Here is a 13,093-nt window from a genome sequence, read left to right as displayed (position 1 = left end):
ACTATGACTGACCTGACTTAGTCCTGTAACAGCCACATTTTGGCGTTGATATCGTCGCCGGTTGACCCGTACTGACTCGTCACGGCCGAGCTATTGTTCGCGCCGTTGTACTGCCGTTCAGTAGCAGGGTACTGCCAGCGTAGCGGAATCCGGGTACTGTTGCCCGTACCCGGACCAACCTGGAACGTGGGTACCCCCGTCCGACGCTGGTTGTAGAAAGCTTCCATGCCCGAGTTCTGCGCGAAAGCCAGGTATTTCTGTTGCAGAATCTGCGTCAGGCCCGTGCTACCACCCGCGTATTTCACTCCGCTTTGCGCGTAGTAATCGCTGTAGCTGACGTTGACGGTGTATGTGTTAAAGTTTTGATACCCACCGTCGGCCGAGAAGTACACCGTGTTGGCTCCGTCGGTCAGACCGTAGAACGACCACGACGCTTTGATACCGTTCTGGTAATACGTTTCGGCGTTGCCCGTTGCCCAGCCCCGGTTGATACCCTCAGCGATGTTGAACTGTAATTCGGGGTAGCCGATGATGAAATACGGCTCACCCAGATAGGTGCTATAGTAGCGCTTGCGGTTCTGGAACGAGTAGCCACCGACGTTGGCTTTCGACGCCATCGTTGCCAGATCCTCGCCCGACGATGCACCCAGGAATGAACTGAAGGCAGTCGGGCTACCACCTGCCGCCACGAGTGCGCCAGCGGGTTCGGCCACGACGAACGTACGCGGGTCTTTCAGCTTCGTCAGCAAACCCAGGTACGTATCAGCCATGTTTTCGCGCGTGGCGTTGTTACCGAAGTTACTCGGGTTGCGCGGATACTGGTTGTACACCGTGTTGTACGTGTACTGCATGTTGTCCGACAGGCTGCTCATCAGCGGGTACTTTGTCGGGTTGTTCAGCACCGCAGCAAACCGGGCAGGCACGTTCAGGTCAGTATCCGATGCCTTGTGGCTCAGCGACACCAACACACGCATCTTGAACGTATTGACCACCTTTTGCCATTGCGTCAGGCTGTTACCCATGTAAATATCGCCCGACAGGTTACCGTTTTTCTGCGAAATCAGCGTAGCCAGATCATCATTGGCGCTGTCGAGCCACGACAGGATTTGCAGGTAAACGGCTTTCTGCGTGTCGTACTTGGGCGTCAGGTTGTCGAGTCCTTTCAGGGCGTCGGTCATCGGAATATCGCCCAGCCGCCGGGTCATGTTCTCGAAGAAATACGCCCGAAAAAACTTACCCAGCGCCGAATAGGGGTTTACGGATGCTTGTCCCGTGTTGGCGGCTTCGATTTCCATCCGCACTACGTCTTTCAGCGTCGTGTAGTTGAGCGAGGTCGACGTCCAGGCGTAATCGTTGGTCGCGTAGTAGTTGTAGTTACTGGCGTGGAACTGATTCCAGCGTTGCTCATCATCCCACGGCTCGTTGGTAACACCGTTGAAGCCCGATGGGGCACGGTTGGCGTTGTACATGTCGTTTTCGATACCCTGCAAAATCAGCGACGCCGGGGCCGACGACGGCCGGTTGGGGTCCTGCGCCAGTTGATCGAAGGGTTTTTCGCAGCCCGCCAGCGTCAGCAAACCCAGCGCGAGGGGAAGGATATGTTTGTAGCGTTTCATAGTGTCAGTTTTCCGTTTTCGGTTTTCCGTTTTCGGTCAATCGGCAATCCAACAAGTCAGCTTGGTTATAGACAACGCACCATGTAGCGGACTACCGAAAACCGTAAACGGAAAACCGAAAACCAATTTTAGAATGTCAGATTCAGGTTGATACCGTACCGGCGGGTGGTGGGCGTTTGCAGACCCGAAATCGCGCCGGTGATGTACTGATCGAGGTCAACGTCTTTACGCTCGGCGAAGTAAAGCAGGTTACGACCGACCAGCGACACCGACGCACCCCGAACCCGGAACCGGCTAAGCAGCGACTGCGGCAGGTTATAGCCGATAATCACTTCGCGCAGTTTCGCGTAGCTGCGGTTAATCAGAAACGACTCCGTAGCACCGTATTGGCGGGCGATGTAGTCCTGCACGAACGTCGGCGTTGTATTGACGCCCAGGCTTGGCACCAGCTCGTTATAGTTGGTAACATTACCGTTTACGTCGTACTTGATCGCTACCGAACCTAGTGCCAGCCCTGACCCGACGTACGACTTGATACCCTGCACATCGTTCAGACGGGCTGCGCCAATCGCGCCTTCCACCGTCTCGATGTTACGACCACCCTGATACGACTTCTGCTTGATGTAGTCGCCGATAACCCCGCCTACGCGACCATCGAACTGAAAGCTGAATGTGAAGTCTTTATAGGCGAAGCGGTTGTTGATACCCCACACGAATTTCGGGTTGGCATAACCCAGAAACTGACGAGTCTGGTTGATAATCGGCCGCCCCCCCGCATCGTTGATCAACTGTCCATCTGGCGTGCGAACCAGTTGTGTACCGTAGATCGCATCGACGCGATCGCCGATATTGACGTACCGGGCGTCGCTGCTGCCGCTCACAAAGTAGTTCGAAGGCACCGAATTAATCCCGCCTTCAGGATATACTTCTTTCAGCCGCTGCACGTAGCTCGAATAGTTCACCAGCACGTCCCAGCGAAAGCTGTTGGGCAATCGCAGCGCCTGACCCGTCAGCGACAGTTCGATCCCTTTCTTCTGCGTCTTGATACCGTTTACCAGTCGGCCCGGATAACCGCTTGCTTCCGACTGCGGGAGGTTGAAAATAGCCGGACCGTCGTTGCTGATGTAATAAGCAGCGTCGAAGGCAAGCCGGTTTTTCAGGAAGCGGATGTCCAGACCGACCTCCGTCTGCGAGGTCGACGACGGGCGTAGGTTCGGGTTGTTCAGCGTGTTGGTGTAGTAGGCCGACGGCTGGTTGTTGATGGACGTTGGCAGCGTGTACACCGCCGAGTTCTGGTAGGTTGGTCCGCCGTAGGTCGATGAATATTGCAGACCGTAACCCACCGGGTAAGTCGCACCCGGTGTGGCCCCGATAGATGCCTGCGTTAGGGCGTCTTTCACATTGGCGTAGCTGGCCCGCAGTTTCAGGAACGAAATAGCTTCCGGCAACCGGGCGTAATCTGAGACGACCGTGTTCAGCGCCACCGACGGATAGAAGTAAGCGTTCTTACCGCTGGGCAGGGTCGAGAGTTTATCCATCCGGCCCGTAGTCGACAGCGTCGCGTAATTTTTGTACGTGAAGTCAGCCGAGTAGTAGGCCGACAGTACGCGCATATCCGCCATATAGTTCGACGACTGCACCGGGTTCAGCGAGTTACCGAAATTGTAGACACCCGGTACAATCAGGTAATTGGTCGTCGTATAGCTGGAGTTGTAGTTGAATACCCGCATTTCCGCGCCGGCCAATGCATTGACGGTCAGGCTGGGCGACACGTTTTTGCTGTACTGCAACAGCAATTGGTTGATGTTGTCGAGCAGGTTACGCCGATCTTCGCGGTAGTCGCCTTTGGCCTGTTCGCGACCGTATACCGTGGCCGAGTACGGAAACTTCTCGTTACGGAGCAGGTTCCAGGTCGTTGCCTGCACTTTAGCCGTCAGGTCCAGCCCATCCATAATCCGGTAACGCAACGACGAGTAGCCGTAGACGTTGGTCATGTAGTGGCCGCGCTGCCAGTATTCGGCCAGAAACCACGGGTTATTATACCGCTGATATTCGGCGTAAATCTGCTGCGTACCGACTTTACCCGGCTGCCAGATCTGCTTCATGTCGTCGACGTTCCAGTCGGCACCACCCCAGATCAGTACGTTGTAAATGAGCGAGTTCGGGCCGTACTGTACGTCGGGAATGTTGGGTGTATACTGGCGGTTGAAGTTGATATTCGATTCAAACCGCAGCTTCGGCGTGAAGTTGAAACCAAGCGTCGTATTGAAATTGGTGATATTCAAACGGGTGGTAGGAACGAGGCCGCGCTGGTAATTCTGCGACACCGAAAAACGCAGGTCGTACTTGTCCGTAGCCGACGAAACCGCGATGTTGTTAGTGCTCAGGATACCCGTTTGCAGGAACCGTTGCAGGTTGTTGGCACCCCGCGCCGTGAAAGGCGTCGGCTGGCGGTCGCTGGTAAACGAACCGGCCCAGAACTTGGTCGTGTACGACTGACCCGTATTGACCGGGCTGTCGTACTGCGGAATCAACTGACCGTTCAGCGCGGGCCCCCAGATGTCGTAGTCACCGTCGTTGATACCGCCCCCTTTGCCATCCCCGAACGCATACACGCCGTACTCGCCGGGGCCGTACTGATCCTGTACTTTCGGAATGGCGATGAACCCTTTGTCGGCCATCTGACTTGTATTCACTTCAACTGAGAAGCCGCGCTTATCTTTCGAGCCGCGCTTGGTCGTGATCAGGATGGCTCCGTTTTTACCCCGGAACCCATACAGTGCCGACGCCGATGCGCCCTTCAGCACCGTATACGTATCGATATCATCGCTGCTGATGTTCCAGGTATCCGAGTTGATCGGAATACCGTCGACAACGTACAGAATGTCGGTGTTGCCGCGCAGGGCGATACTCGGCGCACCCAGCAACTCCGACGACGGCCCGACCGTCAGACCGGCAACCTTACCCGTCAGCGAATTGATTGGGTTTGGTTCGCGGGCTTTTACCAGTGCCGCCCCGTCGACGGTCTGAATGGCAACGGCCGTGTTGCGGATATCTTTCTTGATACCAAGCGCAGTCACAACCACTTCCGACAGTTCGCGGCTGTTCGTCCGCATGGTCACGTTGATGCGCGAGCGGTTACCAACCGCAATTTCCTGTGAATCGAACCCGATAAACGAAAACGTCAGTGTAGCCGAGCCGTCCGGGACGTTAAGCTTGTAGGTACCATCGCCGAGCGATGTCGTACCGGTCGTCGACCCGTTAACGATTACGGATACACCGGGGAGCGGTTTCTGGTCGTCAGCGGAAATAATGGTTCCGGTAACGGTTGTCTGCGCCAGAGCAGATACCGTCGTCAGCACTATCAGCGCCCAGGCGCAAGCCAGTTGCCGTAGTGGCTGCATAGTTCGGGATGAACGTAAAAAAGTAAGCATTCAGCGTGCAGGTTAGTATGCATTTGCCCACAAAAGTACCCGCGACAACCCCGGACGTCAGCCATCTGTTTATCAATCGTTTATGAATAATACTACCGAAATTTTACGCAAGCTTAACGGTAGCGGACTGGAGTTGTCCGGCAAAAAAATAACTAGTACGCGCGTCGTCGGCAATGGCCGTCGCTATCAACTCAATCGCTCACAGCCGGCGAATAGATGAGCGCATGATCGGTTAACAATCCGGTAAAAATCAGCGCCTACTACCCGGTAGCCGAGCGAAGTAGCAGACAGAAAAAGTTGATGAATACGGCACTAATCTGGTCCAACTTCTGTCGTATTAGTAAGGTAACTTACGTAATTTACTGAACCAGTATGGTACAACTTGACGATTCACAATTAGCATCCGATCTGCGCACGGTTGTATCACGGCTGACCAAGAAACTGCGTAGCCACTCGTCGGGCCGGAGTCCGCTGTCGATGACCGAACGAAGCGTGATCAAATTGCTGGATGAGCACCCGATGCTGCTGCCGGGCGAACTGGCGAAGCGGGAAAAAGTAACGTCGCAGTCGATGTCGCAGATTCTGGGGCACCTGCTTGAACTGGGTTACATCATCCGGCAACCGCTGGAAACCGACCGCCGGACGGTGGGCATTTCACTCTCTGAAGCAGGCAAGGCATTTCTGGACACCACCCGACACGAACGCGACGAGTGGCTGGCCGACGCCATTCAGCAAACCTGTTCGCCCGACGACCAGGCGTTGCTGCGCCGGGCACTTGGGCCGTTGAACCGGCTACTTGGTGTTGATTGAGAAGAAAGAGAAAAGATAAAAGAAGAAAGAGAAAAGAGTGCGGCACTATGCTACCAGCCCTGTCTTTCTTCTCACATCTCTCTTCTTTCTTCCCGCATAGAATACAACCACTTATTGAATGCGTACGAATTGAACAGTCAAACTTTCCGGGCCTTCGGTAACCGCAATTACCGACTTTACTTTACCGGGCAATCCCTTTCACTATTGGGAACCTGGATGCAAAAAACCGCCGTCAGCTGGGTCATTTACTCGACCACGCAGTCCAAACTAATGCTGGGTATCAGCGTCTTTGCCACGCTGTTTCCGTCGGCGCTGCTTACCGCCATCGGGGGTGTCGTTTCCGACCGGTACGACCGCTACAAAGTCCTGTTGCTGACACAGGTCCTATCGATGGTGCAGGCCATCCTGCTGACGACTGTCGTCTATTTCCAGGCCGACGCCGTCTGGACGATCATCGGCCTGAGCGTATTGCTGGGGCTGATCAACGGTTTCGATGTACCGGCCCGGCAGTCGCTGGTGTACGAGCTGGTCAACGACAAAGCCGATCTTTCCAATGCCGTAGCGCTGAACTCATCGATGGTCAACCTGTCGAAACTGATTGGTCCCGCCCTGGCCGGACTCGTCATCGAGCAGTTTGGGGAAGTCGTCTGTTTCGGGCTGAATGCCGTGAGCTTTATTGCGGTCATCGGTTCGCTGCTGTTGATAAAACTACCAGCCTTCGCCCCCCGCTCCCACCCCAAAAACATGCTGGGCGAACTGGTAGAGGGATTCTCCTACGCGAAGCACACGGAGTCGATTCGGTTTATCATCACCCGGCTGGCCCTGACAAGCCTGCTGGTACTGCCCTTCACGACGCTGATGCCGGTCTACGCCAGGGATATTTTTCACGGAACAGCCTCGACCTTCGGCCTGATCGATAGTGCCATCGGGTTGGGCGCGTTCATCGGGGCGCTTTACCTGGCGTCACTCAAACCAACCGCGAACCTGAACAACGTCCTGGCGATCAACACGTTTATCTTCGGCTCCGGCCTGATCCTGTTTTCCCACACGGGCTGGTATCCGCTGGCACTTGCCCTGCTGGCCGTCGGTGCGTTCGGGATGATGTCGCAGGTAACCATCACCAATACGCTGTTGCAAACGCAGTCGGACCCGATCATGCGCGGGCGGGTCATCAGCCTTTTTGTTATGGCCAATGCCGGGATGCAGCCGATTGGCAGTCTACTGGCGGGCGTCGTGTCGCAGCGCATCGGCGTACAGAATACCGTCATGCTTCAGGGCCTGCTGGCACTGGGGATCGGTGCCTTCCACGTCCACCATCTCCGCGAAGCCCACCGACCCAAACCGGTTATTCAGCCGGCCCCGGTCGCCGTGCAGGAAGCCACGCTAACCGTATAGACAACGCCGGTAACAGTGGGCCTACTACGCGTAAACCATGACTGGCCGACTTATGTATCGCTATCAACGTTGGCTCGAACAACGCGCCGATTCGCCGGTTAAACCGCAGGACCTTACCCGGCGAATCCCGCGATAAACCATGACCAAGCTGATTGCGATTGAAGAGCATTTTCTGACGAGCGCCATTCGTTCGGCCTGGGCCACATCCACCATTGGTCAGGAAGGTACCGACCGGCTGGATCAGGGCATCATCGACGAACGGCTGGTGGATCTCGGCGCGCAACGGCTGGCGCTGATGGACGAAGCGGGGGTCGACGTGCAGGTGCTGTCGGTAACGACGCCCGCCCTGCACAACCTCGAACCCGATCAGAGTGTCTTACTGGCCCGGCAAACGAACGATTTCTTGGCCGCGACGATAGCTGAACATCCCACGCGCTTTCAGGGCTTCGCCACCCTGCCCACCGCTTCGCCGGCTCATGTGGCGGCAGAACTGGAGCGGAGCGTAACCCAGCTCGGTCTGAAGGGTGCCATGCTGTGCGGCCGGACCCGCGAGAAGAACCTGGACCACCCCGACTTTTTGCCCCTGTTCGAGACAGCCGCTAAGTTGGGCGTACCGGTATTCATTCACCCGCAGATACCCCAGCGCGCTGTTCGGGACGTCTATTATTCCGGCTTTACCGATACGGTCGACACGGCGTTTGCGACGTTTGGGCTGGGCTGGCATTACGAAGCGGGTATTCAGTTTATCCGCTTGATCGTAGCCGGTGTCTTCGACAAATTCCCCACGCTTCAACTGATTCTCGGCCATTGGGGCGAGGTCGTTCTGTTCTACCTGGAACGAATGAACGCGCTCGGACAGATCGCCAAGCTGCAACGACCCATCGCCGATTATTTCCGGCAGAACCTGTACGTCACGGCCAGCGGCATGTGGAGTCCGGCGTATTTGCAGCGCTCGCTGGAGATCGTCGGCCCGGAGCGGATTCTGTTCTCAACCGATTATCCGTACCAGTACCGGCCCGGCCGACAAGCCCGTTCGTTTCTGGAACAGGCACCGCTTTCCGGCGAACAAAAGGCCCTGTTTGCGCACGGCAATTGGGAACAACTTACGCAGCGCACAAACCCCCAGGCGAACTAATCAGGCTGCGTCGAACGACTTACAGCCCCCACTGCTGAATGCTTTCTTCGGCGTAACCCGCGCTGGAACTCATGCCTTTACCACCAATACCGGTGATGATACGGATGTTCGGCGCGACGTCGTATTCGAAAATCTCATTGGGCGTCTGACTGTAAAAGCCAGCCCACGCCTTGCGAACCGTCAGCGGGAAGGCGGCAATCCGGCGGGCTTCGGTCAGCATCAGGTTGTTGATGTAGTCCTGTGTATGGTAGCCGAGGTCTTCCTGCGCCGTGGCGGCTGCGTATTCGTGCGAGTCGCCGACGATGATCGAGCCATCCGTTGCCTGCTTGAACAGAATATGAATACCCCAACGTTGCAACTCGGCGAGTTCGGGTGAAACGGGCGTCAGCTGCGGGTAAGACGGACATTCCTGGAAGGCTTCGTAGCGCCGAATCGTCAGGCCGGTCAGAATGTTGCCGGGCAGTTCAAGGCCGGCGACGGGTTCGGCCAGCAACATCTGAAGCTTGCTGACAACCAGCCCGGCCTGCGCCAGCACGTCGGGAAACAGAAGCCGCACCTCGTGGCCACCGCACAGCAGCACCCGCCCCGCTTCTACTGTCTGACCGTTTGCCAGCGTCACCCGTACATGGTCGCCAATTGGTTCACAGCCGATGACGACAGAGCCGGGCCGATACTCGACGGCTAGCTTTTCCTGTACGAAGCCGATCAGTTGATGAATCATCTGCTCCGGCTCGACGCTTAGTTCGTCGGGGAAGAACAGGCCACCGTACACGTAGTCGGCGCGCAGGCTTGGCCACTTCGCCAGCACCTGTTCTTTCGACAGTAATTCGCTGCGGTAACCGATGCGGCTGTAGCGATCGTGCAGTTCGTTGGCGACCTGCCATTCGCTCGGTTCCGAGGCTACATAAACCGTACCGTTCTGCCGGATGGTGATGTCTGTTTGTTGCTGAATTTCGCGGTATAACTCCAGACTCCGTCGACCGTAGTCGAACCATCGCCCCGCCAGCCCCGACGGGACGACCTGACCGAAATTCCGGACGGTAGCGCCAACCGGATAGCGGTCTTTTTCCAGCAGCAGCACCCGTTTCCCGGCTTTGGCCGCGTGGTATGCATGGAATGTGCCGAGGACTCCGGCACCAATAATTATCAGATCGTAAGCAGGCATAAGGTCGGGAAACGGTTTTCGGTATTCGGTTTACGGGGGCTACACCGCGTAGGTGCCGGCGCGGGTCTGGTAGCCGTCAGGCTAACTACTCTACGCGGATGCTTTTTTAGCCGCTATCGCGGCTACCAGACGTGGACGTCTGGGTTACACCGTCTACAACAAATCGGGCAATTCCCGTAGTGAGCCGAGCAGTTTGTCGTGTGGGTAGGCTTCGAGCTGGGCGCGGGTATGGGTACCGTTGGTCAGGCCGAGGTTCAGGGCGACACCGGCTGCCTGCCCCGACAACAGATCAGAGGGCGTATCGCCAATGTTGACGACCTGCTTCGGGTCGGTTACGTTCAGCAGCTGCATGGCGCGCTGAATCATCAACGGCTGCGGACGCCCCTGCGCCACCTCGTCACTGGCAATCGACAGTTGAATCAGGCTGTCGGCCGTGCCGATCCGCTGTTCATTCAGTCCGTCGAGCCAGCCCAGTTTTTCCAGGATAATGTCGGTCACAACGCGGTAGAAACCCGTGGTCAGGGCAATTTTGATACCGCGCTCGTGCAGGGTTGCAAATGTGTCCAGACAACCATCGGTCGGCGTTGCGCCCTGTTTCCGGTAGTGGTCCTCCAGCACGTCCCGGAAGACGTCGTATGATACGTCGACATGGGTCGGTACTTCAGGGCTATCGGCTCCCAGCTGTTCTTTCCAGAGCGTCTCGAATACGTGCCGTTTCGACAGCCCCTGCATGGCCAGAATCCGTTCGTCGGAAACGGTCAGGCCGGTTTGGGCAGCCGCTTCGGCGAAACATCGTTCAACTTCGTGGTGATCGGTAACGGTCGTACCGGCCATGTCGAAAACAACCAGCTGAATAGCGCTCATGGAATCAGGATTCGTTTATAGCCGGCAAAGCAACGGAAAGATCGGTTACGATGCCGGCACAGTGTATTAAGAAATCAAAAAGAGTGATCGCCTGTCGGCAAAACTTCACTTCGTCCGGACTACGGTCATCTGCCGAAGCAGTTCCTGCCGTTTTGCTTCCGATATGTCCAGCGGTTTGGCGTGCGTAGCCATGTAGAGGTGATGCTGTTCGAGCCGCTCCAGATAGTCGAGATTGATCAGCAGGGATCGCGACAGTCGGTAGAAATTAGGCGTCGTCAGGTACTGTTCGAGCCGACCCAAAGAGATACTGGTAAAGTACGGTTTTTCCTGGTCGTGCACGTAAACATTGGCGTGAGCGCCAGCCGCCATAACGTACAGAATCCTGCCGGGATCGATCTTTCGGTACCCCTTCACCACCGGCAGCATCAGCGGCAATTCACTATCAGGGCGACGCACGCGCCCCTGCTGAAACCGCTCGTAGGCAGCCTCGATCTGCGTCACCAGTTCCGTTGGATCAAACGGCTTGAGCAGATAGGCAGCCGGGTTTGTGTCTTTCGTCGCCTGATAGGCCTGTGGCTCCGAGTGCGCCGTCAGATAAACAATCGGAATCAGGTAGTGGGTCGTGATTTCGCGGGCAATCGTTATGCCGTCTGTCGTCGATCGGCTCAGGTGAATGTCGACGATGGCCAGATCGGGTAGTTGCTTTTGCAACACGTCCTGCACCTGTTCGTACGTACGAGCCACGGCCAGCACCGAATGGCCGGCGGCTTCCAGCGTTTCCTGCATGGCCATTGCCGTGATGGCCTCATCTTCAATAATCAGTATCGTCATCTTATCAATAGGTTAGTCAATGGGAAATTCCAGCGCAAATACACTCCCCTGCTCCGACCAGAACCGGCAGGTACCATGCAGTTGCTCCGTCAACGACTCGATCAGTTGCCGCCCCAGCGAGCGACGGGGCAACCCGTTCGTCGCGCTAAACGCAGACACGACCGACTCATCAGCAGCCTTACCATGACTTTCCAGTCCGGGACCGTCCAGTCCGGGACCATCCAGTCCGGGACCATCCAGTCCGGGACCATTATCGCTGATGCGGATGTGTACCCGGTGGTTTTGTTGGTGGCAGTCGAGTTGCAGCGTGGGTTGATTCGTATGCGGAAAGGCGTGTTTGCAGGCATTGGTCAGCACCTCGTTAAGGATCAGTCCTACCGGTGTAGCCTGCTCGGCCGCCAGCGTGATCGGGTCGACGCAGATTGTCGGCTGCACCTGTTCGTAGCCATAAGCGCTCAACACGCCAACGGTCAGCTGTCGGATGAAGTCGGGCATGTCGACGCGGGCCAGTTGGTCGCCGTCGTACAGCCGCTGGTGGAGCATCGCCATTGCCTGTACCCGCAGCCGGCTTTCCTCCACCGCCTGCTTCGCCGGCTGATCGGTCAGCCGGTTGGCCTGCATCAGCAGCAGACTGGCCACAACCTGCATGTTATTCTTGACCCGGTGATTCTGTTCTTTCACCAGTTCTTCGTTACGCCGACTGATGCGTTTGTTTTTGCGGGCCAGCCAGAAAAATCCCCCGCCTACCCCAGTTGCCAGCACCAGCAGCGCCAACGTTAGCCCTGTCAGTTTGCGCTGTGTCTGCCAGTTCCTGGTTTGCAGCATCAGCTGACTGTTTTTGGCACGGATCTCGGCCTCTCGTTTCTGCGTTTCGTATTCGATGTGCAGCCGGGCAATAGCAGCCTCCCGGTCCGACAGCATCTCGGTTCGTTCCAGTTGATGCGCAGCCTGCTGATGCGAAAAGGCCTGTTTCCACTGTCCGGTAGCCTGGTAATACCGCACAAATTCCGTTTCCAGGCCCAGAATGGTATCGTAATCATCGAACCGATCGGCGATGTACCGGGCTCGGGCAGCGCGCAGCAAGTCGAACGCTCGTTGCGGCTGGCCGGCTGTCAGATACGCCGTGGCAAGGTGTAGCATCACATTCGGCACCAATCGGTCGCGGTGAATCAGGCGGGTCAGGCGAAGGGCTTCGGTCAGGTATGGGACAGCCCGTCGATCACGCACCTTCGTAAACAGGGTTCCCAGTTCCAGCCAGGTTTCGGCCATACCCAGCGTATCCCGCATCGCCCGGAAGATGGGCATTTTACGCTGGTAGTAGGTTTCAACGCTGTCGTAGTGGATCGTGTAGCCGGGCAGATGCTGTTCCCAGATCGCTTCGTTCACACGCCCGACAACCCCGTAGGCCAGTACCAGCGCTCGCGGCTGATGAATACGCTGCGCGATCGACAACGCCAAACGGGCGTACCGCAAGGCGTCGGCCTGACGCCCAAGCCGGCTTTCGTTTTCACTGAGTCGCACGTAGATGCGTGACAGGTCGGCGGAGGGGCCAGGCGGTTCGAGCAGGCGCTGCGCGCGGAGAAAGTAGCCCTGCGACGTTTTGTAATCGCCGGCGAAGATGTAGGTGCGGCCGTACTGGTAGTATGCTTCGGCCAGCCCGGCCGGGTTGTGCTGCCTCATGGCCTGCCGCTCCAACGCCTGCGCCCTGGCTAATCGCTCCGCATTTACCCGCAGGTGAGCCGGCACCTGCCCTGTGCTTTGTTCTAAAGCCAGTAGCCAGCACAGCAGCAATCCTGTATAGACAGCCGGGCGATTCATGGTCAACGATGCGGAGTAGCCTGCA

General features: G+C 57.0%; 9 protein-coding genes. 3 read left to right on the top strand and 6 right to left on the bottom strand.

The features are described 5' to 3' along the window. Positions 1–17: 17 nt before the first annotated feature. Both CLV58_RS09780 and CLV58_RS09775 read right to left on the bottom strand, forming a co-directional pair. Positions 18–1,616: a SusD/RagB family nutrient-binding outer membrane lipoprotein gene (locus tag CLV58_RS09780; RefSeq protein ID WP_106137614.1), complete on the bottom strand. Its 1,599-nt coding sequence runs from the start codon at positions 1,614–1,616 to the stop codon at positions 18–20. A 128-nt stretch (positions 1,617–1,744) separates the two neighbouring features. Beyond that, positions 1,745–5,020 (bottom strand): SusC/RagA family TonB-linked outer membrane protein, encoded by a 3,276-nt coding sequence (locus CLV58_RS09775; protein WP_106137613.1) that lies wholly within the window; start codon positions 5,018–5,020, stop codon positions 1,745–1,747. A gap of 402 nt (positions 5,021–5,422) precedes the next feature. Here CLV58_RS09775 and CLV58_RS09770 point away from each other — a divergent pair, with 402 nt between their 5' ends. The 3 genes from CLV58_RS09770 (at position 5,423) to CLV58_RS09760 (ending at position 8,390) form a co-directional block, all read left to right on the top strand. Beyond that, on the top strand, positions 5,423–5,860 hold the full coding sequence (locus CLV58_RS09770) for a MarR family winged helix-turn-helix transcriptional regulator (protein WP_106137612.1): 438 nt from the start codon (positions 5,423–5,425) through the stop codon (positions 5,858–5,860). A 114-nt stretch (positions 5,861–5,974) separates the two neighbouring features. Beyond that, a complete protein-coding gene (locus tag CLV58_RS09765; RefSeq protein WP_342748900.1) occupies positions 5,975–7,255 on the top strand; it encodes an MFS transporter in 1,281 nt (426 codons plus the stop codon). Between the two features lie 139 nt (positions 7,256–7,394). After that, positions 7,395–8,390 carry an amidohydrolase family protein gene (locus tag CLV58_RS09760; protein WP_106137611.1) on the top strand — a complete coding sequence of 332 codons (996 nt, stop codon included), beginning with the start codon at positions 7,395–7,397 and terminating at the stop codon, positions 8,388–8,390. 19 nt (positions 8,391–8,409) lie between these two features. On the opposite strand, the gene CLV58_RS09755 is transcribed toward CLV58_RS09760, so the two are convergent. From CLV58_RS09755 to CLV58_RS09740, 4 genes are all read right to left on the bottom strand, one after another. Further along, a complete protein-coding gene (locus CLV58_RS09755) occupies positions 8,410–9,555 on the bottom strand; it encodes a TIGR03364 family FAD-dependent oxidoreductase (RefSeq protein ID WP_106137610.1) in 1,146 nt (381 codons plus the stop codon). A 153-nt stretch (positions 9,556–9,708) separates the two neighbouring features. Next, positions 9,709–10,419 carry an HAD family hydrolase gene (locus CLV58_RS09750; RefSeq protein ID WP_106137609.1) on the bottom strand — a complete coding sequence of 237 codons (711 nt, stop codon included), beginning with the start codon at positions 10,417–10,419 and terminating at the stop codon, positions 9,709–9,711. A 105-nt stretch (positions 10,420–10,524) separates the two neighbouring features. Next, entirely contained in the window at positions 10,525–11,250 is a 726-nt protein-coding gene (locus tag CLV58_RS09745) for a response regulator (RefSeq protein ID WP_106137608.1), read from the bottom strand. A gap of 12 nt (positions 11,251–11,262) precedes the next feature. Further along, entirely contained in the window at positions 11,263–13,068 is a 1,806-nt protein-coding gene (locus CLV58_RS09740; RefSeq protein ID WP_106137607.1) for a histidine kinase dimerization/phosphoacceptor domain -containing protein, read from the bottom strand. Positions 13,069–13,093: the final 25 nt, after the last annotated feature.

The sequence above is a fragment of the Spirosoma oryzae genome, assembly GCF_003002825.1.
Lineage (GTDB): Bacteria > Bacteroidota > Bacteroidia > Cytophagales > Spirosomataceae > Spirosoma > Spirosoma oryzae.
The sequence above is the reverse complement of the archived record's forward strand: the minus strand, read 5'-3'. Positions and strand labels throughout refer to the sequence as shown.

Excerpts from the sequence above, each read along its gene's own strand:
- CLV58_RS09780 (WP_106137614.1), bottom strand. The coding sequence starts at position 1,616 with ATGAAACGCTACAAACATATCCTTCCCCTCGCGCTGGGTTTGCTGACG.
- CLV58_RS09775 (WP_106137613.1), bottom strand. The coding sequence starts at position 5,020 with ATGCAGCCACTACGGCAACTGGCTTGCGCCTGGGCGCTGATAGTGCTG.
- CLV58_RS09770 (WP_106137612.1), top strand. The coding sequence starts at position 5,423 with ATGGTACAACTTGACGATTCACAATTAGCATCCGATCTGCGCACGGTT.
- CLV58_RS09760 (WP_106137611.1), top strand. The coding sequence starts at position 7,395 with ATGACCAAGCTGATTGCGATTGAAGAGCATTTTCTGACGAGCGCCATT.
- CLV58_RS09755 (WP_106137610.1), bottom strand. The coding sequence starts at position 9,555 with ATGCCTGCTTACGATCTGATAATTATTGGTGCCGGAGTCCTCGGCACA.
- CLV58_RS09750 (WP_106137609.1), bottom strand. The coding sequence starts at position 10,419 with ATGAGCGCTATTCAGCTGGTTGTTTTCGACATGGCCGGTACGACCGTT.
- CLV58_RS09745 (WP_106137608.1), bottom strand. The coding sequence starts at position 11,250 with ATGACGATACTGATTATTGAAGATGAGGCCATCACGGCAATGGCCATG.
- CLV58_RS09740 (WP_106137607.1), bottom strand. The coding sequence starts at position 13,068 with ATGAATCGCCCGGCTGTCTATACAGGATTGCTGCTGTGCTGGCTACTG.